The 26,093-nt window shown below is 66.3% G+C and carries 16 protein-coding genes; 4 read left to right on the forward strand and 12 right to left on the reverse strand.

What is annotated here, in order from left to right; all coding sequences use genetic code 11:
• Positions 1-350: 350 nt before the first annotated feature.
• The 4 genes from ACQP2E_RS04065 to ACQP2E_RS04080 form a co-directional block, all read right to left on the reverse strand.
• The gene (locus tag ACQP2E_RS04065) at positions 351-2,303 is read right to left on the reverse strand and encodes an AAA family ATPase (RefSeq protein ID WP_433828531.1); all 1,953 of its coding nucleotides are present in this window, start codon (positions 2,301-2,303) and stop codon (positions 351-353) included.
• Positions 2,300-2,872, reverse strand: a complete 573-nt coding sequence (locus tag ACQP2E_RS04070) for a hypothetical protein (RefSeq protein WP_433828532.1) — start codon at positions 2,870-2,872, stop codon at positions 2,300-2,302. The genes ACQP2E_RS04065 and ACQP2E_RS04070 overlap by 4 nt, the downstream gene beginning before the upstream one ends.
• Complete coding sequence (locus ACQP2E_RS04075) at positions 2,869-4,203, reverse strand: hypothetical protein (protein WP_433828533.1); 1,335 nt, start codon at positions 4,201-4,203, stop codon at positions 2,869-2,871. The genes ACQP2E_RS04070 and ACQP2E_RS04075 overlap by 4 nt, the downstream gene beginning before the upstream one ends.
• Positions 4,204-4,514: 311 nt before the next feature.
• Positions 4,515-6,152, reverse strand: a complete 1,638-nt coding sequence (locus tag ACQP2E_RS04080) for a GNAT family N-acetyltransferase (protein ID WP_433828534.1) — start codon at positions 6,150-6,152, stop codon at positions 4,515-4,517.
• Between the two features lie 394 nt (positions 6,153-6,546).
• Between ACQP2E_RS04080 and ACQP2E_RS04085 the strand changes: the two genes are divergently transcribed.
• Both ACQP2E_RS04085 and ACQP2E_RS04090 read left to right on the forward strand, forming a co-directional pair.
• Positions 6,547-8,616: a GNAT family N-acetyltransferase gene (locus ACQP2E_RS04085; protein WP_433828535.1), complete on the forward strand. Its 2,070-nt coding sequence runs from the start codon at positions 6,547-6,549 to the stop codon at positions 8,614-8,616.
• Positions 8,616-9,047: an ASCH domain-containing protein gene (locus tag ACQP2E_RS04090; protein WP_433828536.1), complete on the forward strand. Its 432-nt coding sequence runs from the start codon at positions 8,616-8,618 to the stop codon at positions 9,045-9,047. Before ACQP2E_RS04085 ends, ACQP2E_RS04090 begins: the two co-directional genes overlap by 1 nt.
• Before the next feature lie 258 nt (positions 9,048-9,305).
• Here the strand turns inward: ACQP2E_RS04090 and ACQP2E_RS04095 are convergent, their stop codons facing one another.
• The 4 genes from ACQP2E_RS04095 to ACQP2E_RS04110 all read right to left on the reverse strand — a co-directional run bounded on the left by ACQP2E_RS04095 (position 9,306) and on the right by ACQP2E_RS04110 (position 14,669).
• Complete coding sequence (locus ACQP2E_RS04095; protein ID WP_433828537.1) at positions 9,306-11,024, reverse strand: ATP-binding protein; 1,719 nt, start codon at positions 11,022-11,024, stop codon at positions 9,306-9,308.
• Positions 11,025-11,235: 211 nt separating this feature from the next.
• Positions 11,236-11,889 (reverse strand): hypothetical protein, encoded by a 654-nt coding sequence (locus ACQP2E_RS04100; RefSeq protein ID WP_433828538.1) that lies wholly within the window; start codon positions 11,887-11,889, stop codon positions 11,236-11,238.
• Between the two features lie 182 nt (positions 11,890-12,071).
• Complete coding sequence (locus tag ACQP2E_RS04105) at positions 12,072-13,337, reverse strand: tyrosine-type recombinase/integrase (RefSeq protein ID WP_433828539.1); 1,266 nt, start codon at positions 13,335-13,337, stop codon at positions 12,072-12,074.
• Between the two features lie 951 nt (positions 13,338-14,288).
• The gene (locus ACQP2E_RS04110) at positions 14,289-14,669 is read right to left on the reverse strand and encodes a hypothetical protein (protein ID WP_433828540.1); all 381 of its coding nucleotides are present in this window, start codon (positions 14,667-14,669) and stop codon (positions 14,289-14,291) included.
• Between the two features lie 271 nt (positions 14,670-14,940).
• Between ACQP2E_RS04110 and ACQP2E_RS04115 the strand changes: the two genes are divergently transcribed.
• Complete coding sequence (locus ACQP2E_RS04115) at positions 14,941-15,741, forward strand: SDR family NAD(P)-dependent oxidoreductase (RefSeq protein ID WP_433828541.1); 801 nt, start codon at positions 14,941-14,943, stop codon at positions 15,739-15,741.
• Between the two features lie 292 nt (positions 15,742-16,033).
• Here the strand turns inward: ACQP2E_RS04115 and ACQP2E_RS04120 are convergent, their stop codons facing one another.
• The 4 genes from ACQP2E_RS04120 to ACQP2E_RS04135 all read right to left on the reverse strand — a co-directional run bounded on the left by ACQP2E_RS04120 (position 16,034) and on the right by ACQP2E_RS04135 (position 18,766).
• Entirely contained in the window at positions 16,034-16,909 is an 876-nt protein-coding gene (locus ACQP2E_RS04120) for a zinc-binding dehydrogenase (RefSeq protein WP_433828542.1), read from the reverse strand.
• A gap of 105 nt (positions 16,910-17,014) precedes the next feature.
• Entirely contained in the window at positions 17,015-17,437 is a 423-nt protein-coding gene (locus ACQP2E_RS04125; protein ID WP_433828543.1) for a hypothetical protein, read from the reverse strand.
• 85 nt (positions 17,438-17,522) lie between these two features.
• Positions 17,523-18,314, reverse strand: coding sequence for a cytochrome c oxidase assembly protein (locus ACQP2E_RS04130; RefSeq protein ID WP_433828544.1), 792 nt, complete (start codon positions 18,312-18,314; stop codon positions 17,523-17,525).
• 11 nt (positions 18,315-18,325) lie between these two features.
• The gene (locus ACQP2E_RS04135) at positions 18,326-18,766 is read right to left on the reverse strand and encodes a DUF2243 domain-containing protein (protein WP_433828545.1); all 441 of its coding nucleotides are present in this window, start codon (positions 18,764-18,766) and stop codon (positions 18,326-18,328) included.
• 644 nt (positions 18,767-19,410) lie between these two features.
• Between ACQP2E_RS04135 and ACQP2E_RS04140 the strand changes: the two genes are divergently transcribed.
• Positions 19,411-26,091, forward strand: coding sequence for an RHS repeat-associated core domain-containing protein (locus ACQP2E_RS04140; protein ID WP_433828546.1), 6,681 nt, complete (start codon positions 19,411-19,413; stop codon positions 26,089-26,091).
• Positions 26,092-26,093 lie beyond the last annotated feature (2 nt).

Raw genomic sequence — 26,093 nt, forward strand, 5'->3', positions numbered from 1 at the left:
GACTCCCTTTGGGAAGTGCTCTCATCGGCATGAAATGTCCTCGCGAGAATCACGTCTGCGGTGAGGCAGCGGCAGCGGTAACTCGGGCTTGGTCGATGTTCTTCGCCTGGTTACAGTGCCAGCGACTTCGGGCCTGCGTCCAGGAGCAGCGGAGCGCCGAGGGCGCCCGCAGAAGATCGGCCCAGTCGGCATTGCCGCCAACCGTGCGCGCGCTGACAGTCTTCTCGGACCCCCGCCAGCGGTAGGTCGTGAAGACCGCCGAGCCCACGATGCTCACCGTGCTACCCGGCCAGCCGCCCTGACCGGCAGGAGCCGAGCCGATCTAGAGTCGGCTCGGCTCCTGCCGGCTTTCACTGGTCAGCTTCGGGTTCGTCTTGCTCGGTGTCGTTTTCGTAGATGGTGTCCACGGCTGCCGGGCCCGGGTGCTCGATGGTGGACACTGTAGGCGCGTCGTAGTCGAAGTCGATCTCCGCGAAATCACGTTGCACGGCTGGGGGCAGCTCGTTGTCGGCGACGATCAGTTGCAGCTTTCCGGGCAGGGCGCCGGCGAGGCCGCTGAGTCGCCGGTAGAGAGCTACCTGCATGTTCGTCGCCGAGTTCAACGCCATTCGCGGGCTGTCGATCAACAGGAACGACGGATACTGGGTATCGCCGCGAGACACCACCACGTAGAGGATCGTTGTCCAGTAGGCGATCTGGGTGGCGGTGATGATGCCGCCGCCCTTGCTCGACTTCTGGAACGGCTTACCGTTCAGGAGGGGCAGGTAGGTGGTGGGGCTGATCTCGGCGGTTCTCACGCTGGGCACGCCGATGCTGCGCATGACCCGGTCGAACTGGTAATTGAGCTGTCCGATGATCGAATCCCGGCGTTCGTTCAGATCCGCCTCCAGCCGTTGGCACTCGCCTCGGACTCGATCACGTTTGGCGCGCAGCTCGTCTTCGATACGGCCCAGATCGTCCACCCGGTCCCATTGCCGCAGGACGGTCTCCAGCTCTCGGTGCCGGGCTTGGGCGTTGGCCAGTTTGGTGGCGGCGTCGGTGTACGCCTGAAGACGTGGCGTGACCCGCTCCGCTGTCCGGGTCTCGATCTCCACGGTGAGCCTGTTGACGAGTGCTTCACGATCGGTGACCGCGTTCTTGGTGGCGGCGAGCTGTCCCCTCAGCACCACCAATTGCGTGTCCATCTCGCGCATCTGGTCGGCCAGTTGACGCTGCTCGTACTGGTCATCGCTGTGCCCGGTTGTCACCGGATCATGCTGTAGGCACACCCGGCAGGCGCCGTCGGGAACCGGCCTGGTTGTCAGCGATTGCAAGCATCGGGGGCAGGTCACGAACTCGATGTCGGCGATCCGGGCGCCGGCATCGCGCATGCGCTCGAGCCGTGCCAGGTCGGCTTCGACCCGGCTTCGCTCGCGAGTCAGTTCCCGCTGCTGCCGGCTCAGGGCGGTTACCGTCGCCCGGGCGTCCGCCAGCCGCCGCTCGGTGTCGGTCAGCAGGTCGCGGATCACCTGGGTCTCGCGGTCGACGGCCGGGGTGATCGCTTCCCGCAGCACCTTCAACTGCGCCTCTGCGGCGATCTGGTCGTTGGTGGCCTCACCGAGAGCGCTGAGCGCTTCTTCCTTGCCGGTGGTGTTGGTGGTGCGCAGGAAGCTGCGGATGGTGTGGTTTTCCTTCTGCGCGGCCGAGACCTCGGCGTTCAGCTTGCTGGCCTCCGAACGCAGGGCGAGGATGTTCTCGTTGGTCAGCATGAACAGCAGCTCGAAGACCGCTTTACGTTTCGGTTCGAGGTACTGGTCCTGGCTGCGGGCGATGTCGCGGTTCATATCCGATTGCGCGACATAGAGGAAGGAGAAGACGTCGGCGAACGAGATGCGGGTGCCGGGGTTGCCGCTGGTGCTGTTCTTCGATGCCGCCCGCATATCGGCCGACAGGCCCAGCGCGGTCAGGAGCAGGGTGTTGAGACTGGGCGACTGATCCAAATCGGTGCTGTGATCGGGCAGCCGCTCGCGCGTCTTTAGATCGGTGACACGGACGTTGCGCCGCTTGTTCGGGTCGGTCGACCGCGACAGCTGGTAGCGCTCGTCGCCGATGGTCACATCGACGCTGATGTCGGTGACGCTATCGGTGATGACCAGGGCCAGTACGCCGTCGAGGCCGAAGCCGTACTTGACCGCTTCCAGCAGGGTGGTCTTCCCGACACCCGTCGGGCCGGCCAGGATCGTCAGATCTCTCGGAAATTCGTGCCGCACTGGCCCTTCGACAGTGTCAAGGACGACGGCGTTGAGACGAAACGTGGTGGTCAACGGATCACCTGTCGGTGGGGTCGGTCCATGAGGTCGGACAGCCTCTGGTAAATGAGATCCTTGAGGGCGTTGCCTGTCAGACCGGTCGATGCCTGCGCGATGGCCCGACTGCGTTCCGCGATGACCTCCCAGGCGGAGGCGTCGGCGAGCTGCCCCGCCAGGTCACGGCCTTCACTGGTCGGCACCAGAGCCACGCTGCCTTTGCGGCCACGGGCGTAACGCAGCAGGCCACGCCCGACCAGAGCACCGATGATCGCGTAGTAGCGGTCATCCCAGGGCCCGTACTTGTAGCGGGTCATCGGGGCTTCCACGTCGGTGGGCTGCCGGACTTCGTCCTCGCTCAGATGCAGACGGGGGTCATTGGGGTCGAGCTCGTCCAGCACCTGCGTAGCCAGAGCGGGATAGCGCAAAAGGAAGTCCAGCTTCGCGAGCTTGGTGAGCCCGTCGAGCTTGCGGTTGTGGCCCCGCTCCGCGGCGGTAGCGGTCACCAGTAGCAACACGCGAGCCTGGTGGTAGGCGAGGTCCTCCCGCAGTAACGCCAGCTCAGCGGCCTCGAATGCTGTCGTCATGATCCTCCACCCCCTTCACCACGCCGCCGCGCAACCTCGCTGTCGATGTCGAACTTCTCGCTGAACCACACCTGACAACGGTTGGACAGGTCACACAGCCCACCCAGAGCCAGGTCCACATCCATATCGTCAGGCAACTGGGCTGCCTGCTGCTCGAGCGAAACTTCAAGTTCCCGCCACAGAGCGGTACCCCACTCCGCCTCCGGATCGCCCACCCGCGACGTCGCGGTGTCGCTGATCCGCAACAACATGCGGCGCAGCCGCATCTCCTCGGCACGGGCTAGCGGATCACCCGCCATCCGTTCACGCATCAGATCCTGATAATCCAGACGCAGCTGCTCCGCGCGTTCTACAGCGTTGTCCGAGCAGCCCCCCACCTCCATCTTGATGGACAGACGGCTGGTGCGCTGCATACGCGGCAGCCGCGCGAAACCCGACGGGAACGCCAGCGCAGCGCGGACGGCCACATCGATATCGCCGAGGGTGACGATCCGGCCCATCAGATTCTTCTCCAGCTCGGCCGCGCTCGAGACTCCGGCGCCCACCGGGGCAACCAGAACCGCCGGGAGACCGCCTACCTCGGTCGGGCCACAGGCCCGCATCCGAGCGCGGAACAGCGACAGAACCGCTTCCCAAACCGCATCGGCAGGAATCGAGCTGCCTAAACGCCGCAGCACCGGCTGCACATACATCGACGGCGCTGCAAAGCCGACGTAGTCGCGTAGAGGGCTCGGCTGATAGCGGAACATCGACAGGAAACGCGCCATCTGCCGCCGCTGGTCTGAGCTGGGAACCGCATCGGTCTGGCCTCCAGCGTCGGCGCTCCACCGCTCGGGCAGGCCATCGCAGTGTTTCAACAGTGCGGCACCGAAGGCGTCGAGCAATTCCTCGAACTCGCCGTCGTTGACCAGAGCGACACCGGCAAGCCGTCGCTTCTGCAGCGTCTCTGCCAGTGCGGCCAGCTGTTTGGGCTGCTTGTCCACGCCGGCGGTCGTCACGAGCCGGCACGTCGCCTGCTCGCCCATGGTCAGCCACCGGTTGAACAGATGCCCGACGCCACCGTCATCGGCCAGCGAATTGAGAGTCGTGTAGGCACCAAACGAGAGACCCGGATGCTTGGCGGAGATCAACTCGGCATCCCTGTCGCGCAGGATCACCCAGTCCTCATGCCGCTCACACAGCACCCGGCAGCCCTCTGCCGCGACGAGATCGCCAGACGGGCCGAGAGCGTCTAGATAAAGCCGAAATCCGTCAGCCGCGGCCATGACAGCCTGCCACTCGTACAGATCCGCAGTCCGAGCACCGGCATCGTCGGGTGGCTCCTGCGTCACGACAAGCTCAGCGGCCGAAGCCGCTCCGTCTCCAGCCTGCAAACGCCACCCGCACAGATATCCGTAGGTATCGAAGCACTCACCGCTTGTGGTCGCAGCACCGTATCAGGGCGGCCGTCGCCAGGGCGACAGTAGAGGCCTGTCGCCAAGCCGACAGCGGCGAACGATCCAGGGTGCCGGAGTCGGGCGAGCAGGTGAAGCCAGAGCATGGATGAGTCCGCGACCGCGCCGCTCTGCCCTCAGTCTCACTTGCGGGTCTCCGCCAGGTGTCGGGGATCCGTGGTCGGTGCAGGTGAGCTGATTCTCGAAAGCTAAGACAGCCGCGGAAGAGGGATCTGGTCGAGGCGAAGTGGTCCGTCTGGGAGGTGGGCCAGCAGGTCGCCCGCGTCCTCATCAGCCTCGATCGGGGCGCCGCCGATGGTGTCGATCAGAGCAGTGAGGCGGGGGAAGGCTGCAGACTGTCGGATCCGGTCGACGGCTTCAGTACCGCGGAAGGCCTGGACGGCCATCATCGCCAGGTTGGCGGCGCCACGCCGATACTCCGAGTCATTGAGGGTGAGCAGCGATCCGTTCAGGAGTCCGTCGCGGTACTTGGGCCGAACCGGCTGGTATTCGATCAGTAGGTCTCCGCGCGGTACGCCGAAACTGATCTGCCCCTCGTGCAGGGCGTCTCGATTCTGCTGAGGGATTCGGCCGACGACCGGGCCATGCCGCAGTGCCCGGATTTCGGGAACCTGCTCAATGGTCGGATCCACCAGCTTGTCGTGGTCGGGTAGCAGCAAGATGGTGTGCCCGATCAAGGTGGTGTCGTCGTGCCAGCGAGGCTCGTCGGTGGCGTACTGGGTGCGGTTGCCGTCGGGGTGGTGGAGCACCACGCCGACCGGCAGGATCTCGGCGGAAATTCCGAACAGCTGGTAGGCATGCCGCAGCTGGGCGCACGCGTCAAGGCAGGCGTTAGCCCGTCGGCCTTCGGCCATCTTCACCCACAGCAAGGGCAGGAACTGAATGGCGAGGTACTCGCCGGAGCCCTGCATCAACAGGGCCGGTAGGTGATCGTCGTGCAGAGCCAGGGTGCCGGGGTCGAAGTGCGTTCTGGCGCGGCGGGGCGCTGGCACCCGGCCGGGCCGGCTCCGGTCAGAGCCGGGCTTCTGGTGGCGAACGAACGTGCGCTCGCCGGGGTCGGGGCGGATTTCGGCATGTACCCCGAGGACCACCCACGGGTCGAAGCCGCTGTCGCGGTCCAGGACATCGAAGCCGTGGCTGCGGTAGAACCGCTCCAGCGCTGAGCTGTCTGCCATCTGCCCGTACGTGATCATGTAGCCGCAATGGGTGTAGACCTGCTGGCAGCGGTAGAGCAACGCACTGCCGATCCCCTGACCGCGCACGGCCTCGTCGACCGCGATCGCCTTGATCCGCACGATCCACATCACTGCGGCCATGACCAGCTGGAACCGCTGCTGGCCGGTGGAGCCGATCCGCTGTTGGTGTTCGACCAGCTGCTGGATGACCCCGCCTGGCGGATACGCGACCACGGCACCGACAACGCCGTGCTCGACGTGTTCGGCTACCAGCACCAGAGTCGTCGGCGGCAGCAGCCGACCCAGGTCCGTGCCCTGTGACCCGGTGAACTTCTCGGCCATGTGCCGCGTGAACGTGTCCGGGCCGCCGCTCAGTCCAGCCTGCAAAGCGGCCCCGCCGACGCCCGCCTCCACTGCCGCGACGACTTCGTCTTCCAGCCGGGTGCCGGCCAGCGAGGTGAGCCGGCGCACCGCGGCCATGTCCTCGCCGCGGGCCAGCCGCACTCGCACCTGCTCGGTAACCGGCCACCCGTCGATCAGGTGCTGTTCGGTCAGGTCAGTGACCTTGCCCGTTGAAGCGGATAGCCGTGCTACCGGGATCGGACGGCGGATCGGTTCCCGGTGTCGAGACCGGCTGTTGCGCTTACTCACGGGCGGCTCCCTCCACAGCGAACATTGCCGTCAGTCACGGTACCGTCACTCTTAGGCAAAATTCGATGGGTGAGCGCGGCCGAAATCTGACCATGCACCGGCTGTTTGGGGAACGGCGAAGATCGCGGTTCGGGGCGGCGAGCCCGGCCTATCTCGCTCTCCAAGATCGTGGGGCGCAGGAGTGCCTGACGCGCTGCCTGCGTCGACAGGGTCGGCAGCGACAGCGGCTGATTCTCTGACGGCGTCGTCAGTCGGCCGCTATGACCCGGCCGTCCAGCGACGCCTCGAACGGCACAAGGTCGCCGACCCGCACTTCGCAGCCAACATGGTTTCAACGCAAAGACCCTGCCGTAACACCTTTAACTCAGCACAGTGGATCGTGCACACTGCGTTCATGCTGGCGAAGCGGGGTGCCGAGTTACCGGAATCGATCAGATTAGCGAGACCGGACATCCGGGACAGCACGGCCATCGACGCCGCCATCCAGCTGGGAAACGCGGCTCGATCCACGCTGGGGCACATGCCGTTCTCCGGCTATATCGACGCGGCGGACAAGCGCACCCTGCTGCTCGCCTACGCCGACGACACCGCCGTGGGATACGCCCTGTACGCGCTGGCACGCCGACGCGTTCGCCTCAACCACCTCTGCGTCGACCCCACATGGCGGGGTACGGGCATCGCGCGGCTGCTCGTCGAGGACATCAGCGAACGCCACAGCGACCACCTCGGGATCTCGGCACGGTGCCGCCGCAACTACCGCCTCGGCGAGATGTGGATCCAGCTTGGCTTCGCCCAACGAGGCGAACGACGCGGCCGCGGCGCCAAAGGCGAGATCCTGATCGACTGGTGGCGCGACCACGGCCACCCCAACCTGCTGTCCCCCGACGCCGACACAGTCCTTGTCCGTGCGGGCATCGACATGAACGTCCTGCGTGACCTCACCGAACCCGGCCGGACCAACGCGGACGAGTCGTACGCGCTGCTCGCACCGCACCTCGTCGGACTGCTGGAAATCGTCCGAACCGCGGCGCTGAACACCGAGATCGACCGCATGGACAGCGATCTGCGCACCCGCTGCACCGATCGCGCACAGGGATTCACCTCGGTCCGCTCCGATCCCAGGACCCGCAGCGAGGTCATCGCCCAGCTACGGCAGCACACCCGCCCGCTGGACGCCGCCAACCCGCAGGACCGGCAAGACCTGCTCGACCTCCAGCACGTCGCCGAGTCGATCGCCGCCGGACTGAACGTGCTCGTCACCAACGACCGGGAGCTGACCAGGATCTACGGCGGCATCGCCGAACGGTACGGCTTGCGGATCATGCGACCCGCAGACGTGGTCACCCATATCGACGAACTGGAGCACGCGGAGTCGTACCGCCCCGCCAGCCTTCACGACACCGGCTACGTCGAACGGCGATTCCGCAGCGGTGAGAACCAGACCGTCGAGACCCTGCGCAACCACACCACCGGCGAACGCCCCCGCGACCTGCAGAGCACCCTCACCAACCTCGCCACGATCGGTGCCCAGCGCCTAGGCATCTTCCAGCCGTCCGGGGAGCTAGTGGCCGCCTATGCCACCACCCGCACAGCGGGTGTCCTCCAGGTGCCGCTGCTACGGGTAGCGAGCCGGCCCCTCGCCGACACCCTCGCTAGGCAGCTGCTGTTCCGGTTACGCCAGTCGGCGCGCGACGCCGCACTCCCCATGATCCAGATTGCGGATCCACACCTGTCGCCGCAAGCACGGCTCGCCGCCGCCAACGACGGCTTCCAGGAAGCCGACGGCACCCTTTACTGCTACGTCGTCGACACCGTCGGCCCGGCCTCGGACGTCGAACGGGTCGCGAGTTCAGCCGCCAGGGTGGCCGGATTACCCCCACCCGCACCGTTAAGATCTGGTATGCCCGTCGTCGTCGCCGCTGAACTCGAACGCGTCTGGTGGCCGGCGAAGATTCTCGACAATGAGCTGCCGACCTATCTCATCCCCATCCAGCAGCCCTACTCGTCGCAACTGCTCGGCGTCCCCGCCAGCTTCCTGCCCCGCCAGGACGTCCTGGGCATCAGCCGGGAACACGTCTACTACCGCAGCCCCGGCGGCACCAGACCACAGGCGCCCGCGCGGCTGCTGTGGTACATGAGCAAAGGCGGAAACACCACCCAGCAACCCGCGGCCATCATCGCCTGCTCACAACTCGATTCCGTCATCACCGCGCCGGCCGACGAACTCTACGACCGGTTCCAGCACCTCGGCGTCTGGGACCGCAACACCGTTCACCAGGCCGCCCGCGACGGGATCGCCCAAGCCCTGCGGTTCACCAACACCGAAATCTTCCCGCGCCTCATCCCGAGGCAGACGATCCGCCGCCTTGCGCTCGAACACGGCGGTCCCGCCAACCCGCCACAACAACCCACCCGGATTCCTGCGGCTCTGTTCGCTGCCCTCTACCAGGAAGGTCGAGCCTGATGACACACCAGCGGACACTGCTGCTCTCGCTCCGCCCTCGCTTCGCCGCCGCCATCCTGGCGGGCACGAAAACCATCGAAATCCGGCGTCGCCCGGTGAACGCCGTGCCCGGCACACCGATCATCCTCTACGCCAGTTCTCCCCAGATGGCGGTTGTCGGCACCGCCAAGCTCGGCGAGGTAACCGTCTGTCTCCCCAGCAACGGGTGGCACCGGTTCCATGAGGAACTCGGTGTCAGCCGCGAGGAGTACGACGCCTACCTCGACGGCGCCCCCAACGCGCACCTGCTGCACATCAGCGCAGTCAATCGGCTCAACGAACCACTACCCCTGCGGCATCTTCGCGAGCAGGCGCCATTCCAGCCGCCGCAGAGCTTCCGCTACGTCGCGGCGGGTGACCCGGCAGGCCTGCACGACCTTGTCAAAGCCTGATCACCGTCGCCGCGGCAGACGGCTCACGCAAGTGGGTTCCGGGCCCGCGGACGTGCCGTCGCGGTGCGCGGCATACGGATCTCGCCCAAGTCTCGTCTGTCCAGTGTTCGTGCCGTTCTAAGCTGCGGCAGGCTGCCTGTGTCGGCGGCGATCACTTCGGCAACCCGTAACCCCGGGGCCGTGGTGCGCTGTTCCGCTTCGGGTCTGCTCTTGTAGAGGAATTGGATCCGGCTACGGTGCGTCGGCGATCAGGGCTGTTCAGGCTTCAGGCGTGACCCAGCGATAGCGACGTTTGGGGCTCCGGATAGGTCCTAAGACCTCGATAGTCTCGGTTTCGGCTAGAGCGCGGAGATGGTTTAAGACGGCATTACGGGACAGCCCGGTCATTTCAACGAGCTCGCCTGCCGTCGCTTCTCCACGTGCCTTGAGCGCTTCGGCAACATCGGGCGGCGGTTGAGGCGAAATCGCCGAGAAGAGATCGGGAGTTCGTAACCGGCCCGAGGCTGCGGGGTCGAGGACATACCGCGCATAGCGTCTGCCGCCCTCCTTCACTGCCAATCCTTGATCGACAAGGTCGCGGAGGACCTGGCCGGCTGCTACGCGGTCCACTCCCCACTGCCGGAGCATCTCGTTGGTCAGGTAGTCGTCGCGCAGCATGGCGAGAGCGAGGTGATGTGCCTGTGTGGGCAGGTGGGCCCCGAGCCGGGAGATCCAGCCGCGGACTTCGGGGCTGAGAAGTTCCGACCGGGCCATGGTGACCACGAAGCTGGCGATCGAGCTGCGAAAGCTCGGCCGGGGGAGTCCTCGGCGCCGGGCCACGGCCAGCATCGCGGGGATGCCTGATGACCTGTTCTCCGCCACGAGTTCGTTTGATGACGGGAGGTAGGTATCTGCAAGGAGGCTGCTCAGTACCGCGTTCCGAGATGACGAGATGCCTTCCTCGCCGAGTTCGTCGACGATGACTCCGCCGTAGAGTCCGCCGGGGCTGCGGACGACGAGACGGTCGGGGAACAGCTCGATCTGTACTTGAGTGCCTCTGGTCACCGGGCTGTAGTCACGGTGCATCAGGGCGTTGACGACCGCCTCGCGTACCGCTTCCAAGGGGTACTCGACTTCGTCCACGCGTGAGCCGTACTCGCTGATGACGGCGCGGACCGCGAGGTTGCGGCGAAGCATGGCCAGTGTCGTCTCGACCATCTCGGGGATCGGGCCACGGACTGTCTGATTGTCGAGGAAACGGGTTCCAGAGCTGGAGTCCGGACTGTGGACGACGACCGACACCATCAGCTGGGGAAAGAACTGCTGCGGAAACTGGCCGAAGGCCAATAGCCCCGCCAGTGTCAGCGGGGCGCCCGCGGAACGCCCGGCGGTGATGCCCAGGCGGAAGAGGACCGTCGCGTCGTCGGACTGTGCGAGTTTGGGGAACCCGGCCCGAACCCGTCGCAAGGTGCGCCGCCATGCCTCCTCGTCCAGGTCCTGTACGGAGGTTCCGTCGATGACTTCGCGGTCGTAGACCGGTTGAGTGCGGGCCGCCATGGTGAGGGCGATCTCGGCCTCGGTCATGTGTCGATCGCCGTCTCCTCCGCGTAGGTAGGAACCGCCGGAGATTCCTTGCGTGGTGACGTAGACGGGCCGCCGGTCCGCTGACATCGGGGGGACCTCGGCCACGACCAGCCTCCGATCCTCGACCTCGACGATCTCGGTGCTGATCTGCAGAGGAGGTGTGATGTCGTCTCGTGACATCTGCACCAGCGCATCGCGGAGGGCGCTGGGATCGGTGAGCTCGACCACGCTGAAGCCGCTCGCTTCGTCCACGCCGAGTAGGACCGTCCCGCCGTCGGTGTTCGAGAAGGCGGACAGGGTCTCGCGCACCGCCTTGGGTAGCCCGCCTGCAGCACGTTTCGCTTCGATCCGTGTCGGTTCGCCGCCCATCCGCCGCAACGTGGCGAGGGCTTCCCTAACGCTTTCAGCGCTCATGAGGTCATCCCATCACCCGAGCTTCACACCTCGCAAGCAATGTGCGAAGAATGTGTGAAGTGGTGTGAAGTCGTGTGAAGACTGCGGCGCACCGTCATGCCGGATCGCTGAAGGTGAACTACCGACTGGCCAGTGGCTTGGCTCCTGCCTTTGGCGGGGGTCACGGCGGTTCGTCCTTCATGTGCTGCGACAGGACCCGCCGAAGGGAGGTTCAGTTCTGGGCAGCGGGTTTCCGCCAGGCCGTCACCGCGATCGTCACGTGCCCGCTCCAGCCGTCAGTGAGCGCCTTGACGTGGACGATCTTGCCCTTGTCATGCGCTTGATCTGCGGTGGCGACACAGAAGCTGAGCCCAGCAGAGACTCGAGTCGTCGTCTCGTCGAAAGCCGAGACTCGCAAAGCTTCGAGGCATGTGTTGAGGGTGGCGGGCGTGGCAGTGTTCGCATACCCGCCGGCCGCGTCGGTGGCGAGCCAGAATTCCTGGTCGATGCAATGGTAGGTGAGATCCTCCCCGGAGACGGGAAATACTCGCGGTTCATCCAGGTCGATGTCCACCCCCGTACCGCAGTTGATTGTGAGCTCCGTGCGGTCGTAGGCCAGCGAAGTGTCATGGGTGGTGGGCGTTGGCCCGGCCGACGAAACCACCGTCGGGTCGGTCGAGTCCGTTGCGCGCAGGGCGGAGATGCTCGGCTGTGCCGACGCACGACTCTGCCCCGGTTCGGCCACGGCGCCAGGGTTGGGCGAACGTGGAAACAGCCAGGCCAACAGGGCTATGAACAGCGCCAGAACGGTCGATACGGCTGCGATGACATCGATCAGTGACTTCCGGGTGGATCGTGCCGGCAAGGTCCCCGGCGAACGCGACATCACTAGACATTCGTCCTAGCTTTGGCGACAGCGGCGACCGTCCACAGTAGCTGATGCGTGCGAATAGCCCCCGGCGCTTTTTGGGTGCCGGCCAGCGGCCGTCGAGCTACGCCCGGCGTGGATGCCGATGCTGACTCTGTTCGTCTTGCCGTCAAACTTCGTCCGCCGGGGTCCGTGCTTTTCTAGGCTGCGGCAGCCTGCTTGGATTGGCGGCGATCGCCTCGGCCGCTGAACAGAGACGAGGACTCTCGACGGCGGCCGCCATTGGCACCGATTGCACGCAGGCCCGACAGGCACGCCATCGCATTGTTCATCGCGGCCCGCCCACGATCCGGAGCGTCGGGCATCAGGTGCCCGTAGTAATCGTGGGTGATCTCCGGCGAGGCGTGGCCGAGCCATTCCGCGACGTCGGTGATCGGGACGCCGTCGGCGAGCAGCGACGAGGCGAAGAAGTGCCGCAGTGCGTGAGTGCGGTCGAACGGCACCTGGGAGGCTGCCAGGGCCGGGCGCCAGACCTTGTTGCGGAAGTAGTACTGATACAACAGCCCTTTGCGGCTGTGGTTCGGGAACAACAACTGCACCGGACCCTCTGATGACTGCCAGGTAACGATGCCGAACCGCTTGATGCACGCGCGCAGCGCCTTGGCGACTATCCGCGGCAGCGGCACCGTGCGGCCAGGGTCGTCGAGGTCACGGTGCTTGGTATACATCTTCAACTGGAGCCCGGCGTTCTTGCCGCTCGCCGTTTTGCCGTCCTCGGTGACCTGCCGGTTGACGTGCAACAACCCGCGCTCGAAGTCGATTTGGTCGACACACAGGCCCATCGCCTCGGCGATACGCAATCCGCAGCCGACCATCACCCACACCATCGCCGTATACCGGGGATCAAAGACAGAGATCAGCGCCTCGATCTCGGCGAGGGTAGGGACGACGATCTTGCCTTTGACCTTGCGGCGAACGTTGGCCCGTTTGCCGGGCAGCTTTGCCCGTCTGGCAGGGTTGCGGCCGAGTTCCTCGTTGTCGACCGCCCACTGCATTGCCGAGGACAGATACCCGAACCGGGTCTGCAGCGTCTGCGGCGCGTAGGCCTTCGTGTCGCGCATCCACAGGATCCACGCCTGCACGTCGGCGGGTTTCAGTGCACCGACTGTCTTGGCCCTGAAGAATGCCCGGATCGCCTGATTTAGCATGCTGCGGTACTGCCGGACGGACGAGTTCTCCACGCCACGGGTGGTCGCCCACCGCTCGAACAGAGCAGCCACAGTCTCGGCGCCGTGTTTAGCCTCGAGGTAGGTGCCGGTGGCGATTTCGCGTTCCTTCTTCGCCCGGAAATCGTCGGCATCGGCCTTCAAACGGAACGCCTTCTGCCGTTGCCGTTTATCGGGATCGATCCAGAAGCAGGTGTAGCCGGACTTTCCGATACGGGCAGTTACCCATGCGTGTGCCATGCGGGGATTCCATCCGATGCCGGAGCGTCGCTGCGCCCGTTCAAAGGTTGTCTCACCTTTTCGGCGGCTCGTCATCTAAGGCGACGTCGCTGGCCGGCTGCAGCTGCGACGAGGGCGGGCCAGATCCAGCTTGCCCTCCTGCCGAGCTCAACGCCGGAGGGTGGAGACGCCGACGGGCAAGCCCCGGCGGTAGGCCAGTTCGATCGTCGGTAACCATGTCGTCGGCGACCTACGAGATGGTTGGCGCAACGAGGATTGGCTACTTCGTACGGATCGACGCTGAGTGATGTTGACAGCCCAGCCCATCGATCGACCCTGATGGAATCCAGGCTCGAAGCCCTCTCGGTGTTGCTGGTTATTGCTGATCCTTGCTGGTTGCTGCTGGATGACCTGTTGATCGTCAGTCGCCTATGGGCCTGCCGGTCAAGTGCTGAAAAGGGTGCTGACGAGTCCTAGGCGTCCTGGGTTTATCCTGGGTCAAGCGCCCGAAAGTCGAGTTTCTGCAGCTCAGAGGCGGTGCGATCGTAGTTCACCCAGATCTACGAGGGCACCAACCAGGTGCAGCGGATCGTGATGGCGCGGCAGCTCCTGAAGGGCTGAGAAAAGCGAGTTTCACAGGTCAAAGTGGTCCTGAGGCGGGGCCGGCTGTAGACAGTCGGCCTATCGAGGTGGCTGCGAGCCCGAGCGATGCTGTTCACCGCTACAACGAACCGGCGAAGCCCGGGCTGTCCGCTCCAGGTTTTGGCGATGCGTGGACGATTCCGGATCTGGCAGGCTGAGTGGCGATCCTTGCCGGGTTGACCAGAGACTCTCCGTCAAACCCGGAGCTGACAGTCTTCCACTGCACGGCCGGTCGCCCATCGCTGGAACAAGGCAGCCTCGGTCTCGTCGCCGCCCGGCGGTCCAGGGCGGGGTTGACTCTCGGTAGTCGACCCCGTTTCGCTTGTGTGTTCATTCCGGTCGTTGGTTGGGGTGCAGGCCGTTGGCCAGACGGGGATGGGCTTTCAAGGCTGGGGCGGTGTTCGCGACGCTGTCCTGGCCGAGGCTCCGGACGGCATGATGGGTTGCAGTTGCAACGGATCCCTGAGGAGTCCAGGACGCCAGCCCGGACGCGTCAATTTCCAGGGTCTCCGGGGCCCGGCGGTGAAGTAGATCCTCGACGGTGCAGCGAAGATGATCTGCGGTCGTGGCGTCCAATTCCCCGTTCAGCAGCAGTCGTGCTGACGTCGGGTGCGGGTGTGTGAGGTCGATGCTCAACCACTCGGTGGCGAGATCGTCCTGGGTGACCCGGCCGGTGGTGGTGACTTCGGGCTGCTCGGCAGTGGTATCCATGTCGATCCCTGCGTCGGTGGCAGCCGGTTCCCTGCTAGTTGAAGGCGCGGCATGCCATTTCCGAGGGTGCCCCAGTTCCGTCCGCAAGCGCTGGCACCGCCGCCCGGCAGGTACAGAATCGCGGTTGCCATCGGTCTGAGCGGCGCCGGCCCGCGGGGTGCTCCCCGCGCGGTCAGCACGGGGTAGGTGTCGGTGCCGAAGAACACCGAGTCGGGCGCCGCCGTGGGGGAAGTTGCCGGTTAGCCGGGCAGCTTGGGGGAACCCGGCACATATGACATCACCGACCGGAAACAAGTTCGCCGTCGTCACCGGAGCGTCCAGCGGGATCGGCTTCGAGTTGGCGAAGCAGTTCGCCGAGCACAACTTCGACCTGTTGATCGCGGCCGAGGACGAAGGCATCGAGGAGGCGGCGGCGATCCTGCGCCGCGACGGACGAAATCAAATTCTTTCGGTACGCGCCGACCTGGCGACTTTTGACGGCGTCGAAGCTGTGTCCACGGCGATCGCCGAGTCCGGTCGTGACGTCGACGTTCTCGCGCTGAACGCCGGTCGCGGAATCGGCGGCGACTTCACCAGAGGGACCGAGCTGGCCGACGAACTGAACGTCATCGACGTCAACGTCACCTCGACCGTGCACCTGGCAAAACGGGTCCTGCCGGGCATGGTCGCCCGCGACACGGGTGCGGTGCTGTTCACCTCGTCCGTCGCCTCGATGATGCCGGGCACGTACCAGGCGGTCTACAACGCGTCGAAGTCGTTCGTCCAGTCGTTCGCGGAAGCGTTGCGCAACGAACTCAAGGACACCGGCGTGTCGATCACCGCGTTGATGCCTGGCCCGACCGATACCAATTTCTTCCATCGCGCCGAGATGGACGACACCAGGGTCGGCGCCGGCGCCAAGGATGATCCCGCCGCGGTCGCCAAGCAGGGCTTCGAGGCGCTGATGAAAGGCAAGGAGAAGGTCGTCGCCGGCTCGGTGAAGACGAAGGTGCAGGGCGCAGCGTCCAAAGTCATGCCGGACAGCGTGAAAGCGGAGATGCACCGGAAGATGGCCGAACCCGGCTCGGCGTGAACGACGGCAAGGAACAGCAGTGCGCGGATGTCGCCCGAGTTCACCGTCCGGCTCCAACCGGTACGGGGCGCAGTGCGCGGTCGGCAGCGCCGGATTGGCGGCGAACCTCATCGGCGGCCCGTGGGGAGGTTCTGCGTGCCGCCGCGACGACGGTCGAGGCCGCAGCGGACAAGCTTGCCGTCTCCTGCGGGCTACTGGGCGCGGCCCTGGTCACCGGCAACACGGTGGTCTACAAACCGAGTGAGCGGACACCGGCCACCGGCTGGCGACTGGCCGGGTTGCCCCGGTCGGCTCAGTTGCCGGGCACGAAGACGGCGCGCACGCAACCGTCTTCCTTTTCCTTGAAGATGCGATATCCCTCCGGCGCCTGGTCGAGGGGCATGACGTGGGTCGCCAGGTGCTCAGTGGTCAGTTCGCCCCGGGCCATCCGTTCCAGCAGCATCGGAATGTAACGCTGGCCGTGCATCTGTGCCCCGCGGACGGTGAGGCCCTTGTTCATCAGCGCCCCGAGTGGGAACTTGTCGACGAAGCCGGCATAGACGCCGAGGACGAAGACGGATCCGCCTTTACGGCAGGCGTGGATCGCGTCGCGTACCGCAGTGGGCCTGTCGGTCTGCAGCCGCAATTGCTGCTTGATCTGGTCGTAGCCGAACTGCGCTCCGGGGGAGTGTGCCTCTATCCCGACCGCTTCGATGCACACGTCCGGGCCTCGGCCACCGCTACGTTCACGCAGCTCCCCGCCCACATCGGTACGGTCGTAGTTCAGCGTCTCGGGGCCGGCGAACTTCTCCACCTGTTGCCGGCGGTTGTCGAGGCGATCGATGACGATCACCCGGTCGGCGCCGAGCAGTACCGCGGCCCGGGCCGCCATCTGGCCCACCGCGCCCGCTCCCCAGACCGCGACCACGTCACCGGGCTTGACGCCGCTGAGGTCAGCACCCATCCAGCCGGTCGCCGCCGAGTCCGATGCGAACAGGGCTCGTTCGTCACTGACCTGATCCGGCACGGTGAACGCGCCGACGTCGGCGAACGGGACCCGGATGTATTCGGCGTGGCTGCCGGCGTTGCCACCCATCGCGTGGGAGTAACCGAAGCAGCCACTCGGCGCCTGCCCCCACAGGGTCTCGGTGATCGCAGGGTTGGTGTTGCCGTTGTCGCAGAGCCGCACGTCACGGTCTTGGACACTTTGACGATCAGTCTCCGGGGTTGCGCAGCTCCGGGTCGGGGACCTCACCCACGGCGAGCTTGTTGACGCCCTGCCACTGCAACGCTTTCACAGCAATCCTCCTTCACGGCCGTGCTGGGTCGCCGTACGCAACGGGCGATTGAACAGGGTGGGAACCGTCGTCGCCGGACCGGATGGCAGCAGCACATCCCCGGCCTCCAGCAACGAACGCGTCTCGCGCAGCGCACGACGGACATCACCGCTGGTCACAGTGGATTTCTCCGGAATGTGCACAGCGATCTCGGTGCCCCGGCCGCCAGGTGCGGCGGACAACGTGATCTCCACGTCACCCGCGATCTCCGCCAGCGAACCGGGCCACTGCGTGGTCTCCAAATCGGACAACGGCCGGAAAACGGTGACCACGTGCCGCCGCTTCTCCGGCACGCCAGGTCCGCGTCGCCGCCGGGCCGCGACCGCGGCGCCGGCGACGAGCGGCACGGCAATCAAAATTCCCCATCTGGTACGGCTCACAGCCGGACTCCTTTCGCTCGGTGCCGCGATGCCGCACTGCGCGAGGAATAAACCGGACCGCCGCTCCCGGTGTTGTCACCGAAGGTCAGGTCCCTGCCGGTAGTCGCCACGTCCGCCGCCGGTTGGTGGTGGGTCGCCGGTCGGGTGTGGTGGCGGCGTACCACTGGGCGCAGAAGATCACCACGAGCAGCAGATGGGCCAGGTCGCCGCCGTAATACATCAGTTGCGCCCCGCTCTGTGCCTCGGCAGCCGGAACTCCGGCCGGAGGGTACGCGTAAAGGTGTTTGGCGAGCATCCCGTGCACGGCCAGAAAAGCGACAATGACGGCAGCGCGGGTGCGACGCCCCGGGCGGTGCGGAGCGGGGTCGACGCCGATCATCGCAGCGGTGAACAGGAAGCCCGACAGCAGAACATGGGCATGAACCAGCAGAGCGATGACGGGATGCCGTGACATCTGCGGATATAGATCGGTGGTGTAGAGGATCCACGCTCCGCCTGCGTTCAGGATCGCGGCGGTCACCGGATGAGTGATGGCGCGAGCGGGGCGGCTGCGTAACACGTGCGCGAGCCGGCGGGCGGCCGGCACCGGCAGGGCGCGTAGTGCGAGCGTGACCGGCGCGGCCAGGACCAGCAGAATCGGCACGAGCATGCCGAGCAGCAGATGCCCGGTCATGTGCGCCCGGAAATCGTGACCGGGCCGGGCCAGTGCGATTACGGCCAGTACCAGCCCGGCGAGCCACAGGATCGTGGATCGTACGGGCCATCCGCCGCCGTGGCGGCGGATCGAGAACCGGGCCAGCCCCAGATATCCGGCAGCGGCCACCAGTGCCAGGACCGCGGCCGGCCATCCCAGACCCGTGCCGTGTTGTTCATCCATGCCGGCACCGCTCAGGCAGCGGTCGTTGTCGCGCGCCGGCCCTGGGCCAGCAGGACGACGCCGCCGGCCAGCAACAGGACCGCGATGACGTTCCAGGTCCAGTCGTACGGCGCCAGCGGCGCGTCGTACCGGATCTGATGCAGACGCAAAACCTTGTGCTGGATGGTGCCGTCGTAGAGCTGGAAGCCGCCCGCGCCGGTGAGCAGGCCACCCCACCAGATGTGCGCCGCAAAGGCACGGCGCCGGCGCAGGTCGGCGTAGAGGAACAACGCGGCGACGGTGGCGACCATCCCCACCGCGTGGAAGATGCCGTCCGAGACCAGCCCGGCAGCCGGTGTCGACTTGTCGTAGAAATGGTGCCAGTGCAGCAACTGGTGGAACACGGTCTCGTCGATGAAGGCGGCGATGCCCACGCCCAGCAGCAAGCCGGAAAGCACGTTTCGGCGGTTCACATCGCTCCCTGCTCTTCGCTCACCTGGCTCGCTCTCGCTCTGGCGTACCCCTGGCGGCCCGGATCATTCGCCGGAGCCCTGGCCCGATCCACCGAGAAAATCTAGGTTGACTGGACTAGACATTCTCGCGACGGCCGGATAGTGTTTCTCTCGTCGCACAGAGAGATTGCTGAAAACGCAGAACTGATGCAACAGGACCTGCCGCACGTGTGCGGGGCCATGAAGTTTGCGTGGGGCTCCGGCACCGGCAGGTGGTGTGACAGCACTGAAGGTGTGGAATCAGAGGAAAGGGAGGGCCGAGCACCGTTGGATCGCCCGCCCACCAGGACGTGATCCTAGGTCTGGGGCGGACACCGCAGTCTCCATCGAACGTGAGGTGGTCTCCGGTCACGCGTATGCGATCCTCGCGCTGCAAGCCGCTGCTGGCGGCAGGCGTGGAAAAGACAACCCGGCGAACCTGCCGGTAGATGGTGTATCAAACCCGGTAACCCTGGGCCCCGGCGCTTCGAGCGCCGGGGCCCTCGTCATGTCGTGGGCGGCCCGGGGCGGGGATGGATGAACTCTGTGGAACCGCTCTGGTGTTGGTGATCTTCTTTCTTTACAGTCTTCGATTAATCGAGCGCTGTGATTACGGGGGATCGGCGATGCGTGTCTTCGGTGTGCCCATCTATCGGCGGGTGGCCGGTAGTGGTCTGGTCAGGAACTCACTCTTCCGGCGACGGACCGCCGTGGTGGCCGCGGGAGTGACGGGCGTTCTACTGGCCGGGCTGGTGCAGCCGCCCGCGGCGTCGGCGGATCCCAAGCCGTACGCCCCGCAGGTGGCTCAGAAAGTGGCCAAGGTCGACGTCAAGGCCGCGAAGATCGATCCGGCGGTGCGGGTCGCGGATCCGGCTCCGGCGTCGAAGCAGCCGGCCCCGTTGTGGCCGAAGGCGGCCGGGGAGATTCTCGAAGTGCCGGCAGTGTCCGGGACGGTGCCCGTGCACATCGAAGCAACCGCCAAGCAATCGCCCGCCCGGGTGCGAGCTGAGGTGCTGGATCGGAAGGTCACCGAGCGCGCGGGTGTGCATGGCGTGCTGATGAGGTTCGGCCGTGCCGACGGTGTGGCGGCCGCGGCGACGACGAAAGTCACGCTGAACTACACGTCATTCGCGACCGCCTACGGCGCGGACTGGTCGAGCCGGTTGCGGCTGGTCGCGCTGCCGTCGTGTGCGCTGAGCACTCCGGCGAAGAGGGAGTGCGCCGGCACGCCGCTGGTCAGCGAGAATGACGTCGCCGCGAAGACGCTGTCCGCGCAGGTCGCGGTGTCGGGTGTGTCGACGCTGGTGGCGGCGACCGCGGCGGCATCCGGGGAGGCCGGGAGCTATGCGGCCAGCCCACTCAACTCCTCGTCGAATTGGTCGGCGGGCGGCAACACGGGGACGTTTACCTGGAGCTACCCGATGCGGGTGCCGCCGTCACTGGGCGGCCCGGCCCCGGGCATCGGCCTGGCGTACTCGTCGCAGTCGGTCGACGGCCGGCACGCCGCGTCGAACAACCAGCCCTCCTGGGCCGGTGAAGGCTTCGAGGCCTCGACAGGCGGGTTCATCGAGCGCCGCTACATCCCGTGCTCCGACGACATGGGCGAGACGGCGAACAACAAGGAGAAGACCGGCGACCTGTGCTGGGAGACCGACAACGCCACGATGTCGTTCTCCGGCCACTCCGGTGAGCTGATCTACAACGCCACCGAGAAGCGGTGGCACGTACGCGGTGACGACGGCACCCGGATCGAGCGGAAGACCGGCGCCAGCAACGGCGACAACGACGGCGAGCACTGGGTGGTCACCACCACCGCCGGAATCCAGTACTGGTTCGGCCTGAACCGGCTTCCCGGCTGGGCAACCGGCAAACCGGTCACCCAGTCGACGCTGACTGTCCCGGTGTTCGGCAACGACCCCACCGACGTGTGCCACGCGGAGAGCTTCGCCGACTCCGACTGCGTGCAGGCGTGGCGCTGGAACCTGGACTACGTCGTCGACCTCTCCGGCAACTCGATGTCCTACTGGTACGACAAGGACACCAACCGGTACGCGCGCAACCTCAAGGACGACGACGCAGCGTCCTACGACCGGGACGGCTGGCTGGAGCGCATCGACTACGGCACCCGCCGGATCAGCGGCGTCGATTCGGTGCACGGCACGGTCGCTCCGATGCGCGTCGACTTCACCAGCGACGACCGTTGCCTCGCCGAGTGCGGCACCCACAACGCCACGCGCTGGCCGGACGTGCCCTGGGACCAGGCCTGCACCGGCGAAACCTGCGCCGACAAGTACTCTCCGACGTTCTGGTCCACCAAGCGGCTCGCCACCGTCACCACGCAGGTCCGCAGTGGCAGCGCCTACCGTGACGTCGACCGGTGGACGCTGACACATACATTTCCCGATCCGGGTGACGGCACCCGCGCCGGCCTGTGGCTGTCGAAGATCGCACACACCGGCCTGGTCGGTGGCAGCGCGTCGGTGCCGGACATCGAGTTCACCGCCGTGCAGATGGCCAACCGGGTCGACGCGACAGGTGACTTCGCGGCCGCGATGAACTGGATGCGGATCTCCCGGATCCGCACCGACACCGGTGGTTCGATCAGCGTCGTTTACTCCGACGCTGACTGCGAAGCCGGCGACACGATGCCGAACCCGGCCACCAACACCACCCGCTGTTACCCGGTGCGGTGGATCCCGGAGGGATACTCCCAGCCGGTCACCGACTGGTTCAACAAGTACGTCGTCACGACGATCTACGAGAACGACAACACCGGTGGCGTCCCGCCGAACGGCAGCGAGCGGATCGTCTATCGCTACGACTACCAGGACGGCGCGGCCTGGCATTACAACGACGACGACGGCCTGATCAAGAAGAAGTTCAAGACCTGGTCGGACTATCGGGGTTACGGCCGGGTCGGTGTCACCACCGGTGACCCGGGGTCGCAGACCTACACCGAGAGCACGTATTTCCGGGGCATGCACGGCGACCGGCTCAACGCCGACGGCGGCACGAAGAGCGTCACTGTGGGCGGTGTCGCCGACCAGGACTGGTTCGCCGGGCAGACCAGGGAGTCGACCGTCCGGAACGGTCCTGGCGGCGCCGTGGTGTCGCGGTCCGTCAGCACACCGTGGGCATCCGCGCCGACCGCTTCCCGCACCATCAACGGCGACACGGTGACGGCCCGGTTCACCGGTATCGGCGCCAGCGCCAACCACGTCACGCTCGACGGCGGGCGCGGCGAGCGGATCACCAGAACGACCACCACGTTCGACGCCTACGGTATGCCGTCGCAGGTCGACGACCTTGGCGAGGACGGCGTCGCCGGCGACGAGAAGTGTGTGAAGTACGACTACGCGCCGCGGAACACCACCGCTACATGGATTCTCAACAAGGTTCACCGTGAGCAGTCGTTTGCAGTTTCCTGCGCCGCCACCACCGGAACGCTGACCGAGGACCAGGTGATCGGGGAGTCCCGAGTCTCCTACGACGGCCTGGCGTACAAGGCGACACCGGCGAAGGGCCTGCCCACCCAGGTCCAGACGATGGCCACCTGGAACAGCGGAACACCGACGTTCGTGGTGACCGGCAAGACCGGGTACGACGTGCACGGCCGGGCCACCTCGACGACGGACGCGCGCGGTTACCTGACGAAGACCGCGTTCACGCCGGCGACGGACGGGCCGGTCACGTCCGCGCTGTTCACCAACCCGCTGACCCACGAGACCAGCAACACCATCGAACCCGCGTGGGGCGCGACGACCGCGATCGTCGACCCGAACGGCAAGCGCACCGACACCGAGTACGACCCACTGGGCCGGGTCACAGCGGTGTGGGCGCCGGGCCGGACCAAGGGAACCCACTCGGCGACCGTCAAGTACGGGTACGACATCAACGTCGCGGCGCCCTCGGTGGTCGCCACGTCGACCCTGAACGCGACCGGCGGGTACGTGACCTCGTACACGCTCTACGACGGGCTGGCCCGGGAACGGCAGACCCAGACGCCGTCACCGACCGGTGGACGGATCATCACCGAGCAGTTCTACGACACCGCTGGGCGTTCCCGCCTGCAGTTCGGCGCGTACCACGCGGACGGCGCCGCCGGCGGCACCCTGTCCGCGCCGCTCGACCGGGCGTTCGTGCAGAAGCAGACCCGGGTCGAGTACGACGGCGCCGGCCGGCCGACCGCGAACGTGTTCCAGCCCAATGGCGTCGAGCGCTGGCGTACCACCACGGCGTACGGCGGTGACCGGATCGACGTCACACCGCCCGCGGGTGGAACCGCCACCTCCTCGGTCATCGACTCCCGTGGCCGGACCGTCCAATTGCGGCAGTACCACGGCGCGACACCTACCGGGGGCTTCGACACCACCACCTACCGGTTCGACGCGCGCGGTTACCAGACGGCCGTTGTCGACGCTCTCGGCAACGACTGGACGTACAAGTACGACGTCCGTGGCCGGCAGACCGAGGTCGAGGATCCGGATCGCGGCAAGAACACCTACACCTATGACAACGCGGGCAACGTCGAGACCTCGACCGACTCCCGCGGTGCGAAGACCGCTTACCTGTACGACGCACTCGGACGTAAGCGGGCTGCCTACGACAACGAGGTCGGCGGCTTCCTGCGTGCCCAGTGGATCTACGACACGGTCGCCGTCGGACAGCTGTCGCAGTCGACCCGGTTCGTCGGGTCAGCGGCGTACCAGGTCAAGGTGCTCAACTACAACGACGGGTACCAGGCGGGCGACACCCAGATCATCATTCCGGCGAGCGAGACCGGTCTGGCGGGCACCTACAACTACAACACCACCTACAACGTCGACGGCTCGGTCAAGTCGATCAGCGTGCCGGGGACCAACACGAACCTGCAGCCCGAGACGCTGACGTACGGATACGACGGCTTCGGCCTGTCAACCACGGTGAACAGCCTGTACGGCAGCACCAACTCGACATACGTGGTGGGCACCGACTACAACGCGCTCGCCGAACTCGACCAGATCAAGCTCCACACCGGCACGGGTGAGGGCGGACGTGTCTACACCAAGTACACCCGCGAGCCGTCGACCGGCCGGGTGACCGGCATCCGTACCGACCGGGACCAGGTCGCGCCGTACATCCTGACCGACACCACCTACCGGTACGACGACGCCGGCAACGTCATCCAGATCAGTGACGCCGCCCCGGCGGGCGCCGACACCCAGTGCTTCACCTACGACTACCTGGTCCGGTTGACCCAGGCCTGGACGCCGGCCGGCGGAGACTGCGCCGCGGCGCCATCGACTGCCGCGCTGGGCGGTCCCGCGCCCTACTGGCACAGCTGGAAGTTCAACGCGATCGGCAATCGGACCGAGGAGACCGTACGGACCGCGTCCAGCACTTCCACCACCTCGTACCAGTACCCGGCGTCCGGGGCCACGGCGGTCCGTCCGCACGCGGTAACCGGCACCACCGGCGCCCGTACCGGCGGCTACACGTATGACAGCGCCGGCAACACGCTGACCCGGCCGACCGCCGCGGCGGGTGCCCAGACCCTGGTCTGGGACGCCGAGGGACGTCTGAACACCGCGACCGACAACACCGGCGCAACCACCTACATCTACGACGCCGACGGCAACCGCCTGGTCCAGCGCGATCCGACCGGCCGCACCCTCTACCTGCCGGGCCAGGACATCCGGTACACCACGAGCATCGCCAGCACGGCGGCCACCCGTTACTACACCCATGCCGGCGGCACCATCGGTACCCGGACCAGCGCCGGTCTGACCTGGACCACCGCCGACCACCAGGGCACCGCGAACATCGCCATCTCCGCGACGAACCAACAGGCGACGGTACGCAGGCAGACGCCGTACGGTTCGCCGAGAGGTGCCACCGCGGGGGCCTGGCCGAACAACCGTGGATTCGTCGGTGGTGTCGTCGACAACACCGGACTGACCCACCTCGGCGCCCGCGAGTACGACCCGGTGCTGGGCAGGTTCGTCTCGGTCGACCCGCTGCAGAACCTGGCCGATCCGCAGCACTGGAACGGCTACTCGTACGGCAACAACAACCCGATCACCCTCAGCGACCCGGACGGGCTGGAACCGCGGCCCTGGCATGACCCGAACTACAGCCCGGAGACCAACTGCGGCGGCAGTTCCTACTACAGCCAGGAGTGCAACCCGGCCGGCCCGAAGGATTACTCCGTCGACCACATCGCCCCGTCGCTCTACGTCTCCCAGGACGACAACGACGACCGGCGGATCAGCCGGCCGGAGATGGCGGCCCACAAGCTCGACCTCGACGAGCGGGCGCATCAACAGAAACAGTCGTACTGCGTCCTGCACGCGGCCGAGTGCGTGGCCGCCAACCGGGCCGCAGGCATGGAGTTCCTCAAGAGCCTCAATCCGCTGCAGGACGCCCAGGACTGCTCCGGCGGCGACAAGATGGCCTGCGGCATGTTGCTGGCGGGCGCGGCGACCGGCGGCCTCGGCTTTCTCGCCAAGAGCCTGAAGGGGTACGTCAAGGCGCAGAAGGCGCTCGACGCCGCGGCGGACGCGGCCGGTTGCGCCGGAGGCAAGAAGAGCTTCGACGGCGAGACGCTCGTGCTGATGGCCGACGGCTCGACCAAGAAGATCAGCGAGCTGCGCGTAGGCGACGAGGTACGCGCGACCGACCCGGAGACGGGCGAGGACGGCGCACGGCGGATCGAAGCCGTGTGGGTCCACGACGACAACCTCTACACGCTCACCGCCGGTGGCGCGGACGTGGTCACCACCGAGGATCACCCGTTCTGGAACGAGACCGACCGGGAGTGGGAGGACGCGCAGGAGCTGGATCGCGGCGACCTGGTCCGCACCCCGACCGGCACGGTCGCGGTCGGCGGCTTCGACCTCCAGCGGTCCCGGTACGCGAAGGCCTACAACCTCACCGTCGCGGGCCTGCACACCTACTACGTTCTCGTCGGCCTGCACCCGGTTCTCGTCCACAACGACAAATGTCCTGAGGTCCCCTTCGGGCCGCAGATGAACTACAAGCCGAACAAGAAGCACGACAAGGGTGTGCTCGGTAAGGAGATCGGACCGCACCCGACCCGAGGAGCGGAAATGCTGAATCAGTCGTTCCTGCTCAACTCGTCCAGTGGGCGCCGGGCCGCATACGACAAGGTCAACAAAGAGATCATCATCTTCGCGCCGGACAATCGGGAAGCGACCTACCATGGATTTGTGGTGACCTGGGACCTGCTCGATCAGAAGGTTCGGTCGGTGTTCGTCTCGCAGGGAATCTTCAACGACAAGGGCAAGTTGAGGCCGGGGTGGAAGTAGCT

It is taken from the genome of Actinoplanes sp. CA-015351 (assembly GCF_050955685.1).
GTDB lineage: Bacteria > Actinomycetota > Actinomycetes > Mycobacteriales > Micromonosporaceae > Actinoplanes.

Bases quoted from the DNA above. Each gene is read 5' to 3' on its own strand.
- ACQP2E_RS04070 (WP_433828532.1), bottom strand. From the start codon at position 2,872: ATGACGACAGCATTCGAGGCCGCTGAGCTGGCGTTACTGCGGGAGGAC.
- ACQP2E_RS04085 (WP_433828535.1), top strand. From the start codon at position 6,547: ATGCTGGCGAAGCGGGGTGCCGAGTTACCGGAATCGATCAGATTAGCG.
- ACQP2E_RS04090 (WP_433828536.1), top strand. From the start codon at position 8,616: ATGACACACCAGCGGACACTGCTGCTCTCGCTCCGCCCTCGCTTCGCC.
- ACQP2E_RS04095 (WP_433828537.1), bottom strand. From the start codon at position 11,024: ATGAGCGCTGAAAGCGTTAGGGAAGCCCTCGCCACGTTGCGGCGGATG.
- ACQP2E_RS04100 (WP_433828538.1), bottom strand. From the start codon at position 11,889: ATGTCGCGTTCGCCGGGGACCTTGCCGGCACGATCCACCCGGAAGTCA.
- ACQP2E_RS04105 (WP_433828539.1), bottom strand. From the start codon at position 13,337: ATGGCACACGCATGGGTAACTGCCCGTATCGGAAAGTCCGGCTACACC.
- ACQP2E_RS04110 (WP_433828540.1), bottom strand. From the start codon at position 14,669: ATGGATACCACTGCCGAGCAGCCCGAAGTCACCACCACCGGCCGGGTC.
- ACQP2E_RS04115 (WP_433828541.1), top strand. From the start codon at position 14,941: ATGACATCACCGACCGGAAACAAGTTCGCCGTCGTCACCGGAGCGTCC.
- ACQP2E_RS04130 (WP_433828544.1), bottom strand. From the start codon at position 18,314: ATGGATGAACAACACGGCACGGGTCTGGGATGGCCGGCCGCGGTCCTG.
- ACQP2E_RS04140 (WP_433828546.1), top strand. From the start codon at position 19,411: ATGCGTGTCTTCGGTGTGCCCATCTATCGGCGGGTGGCCGGTAGTGGT.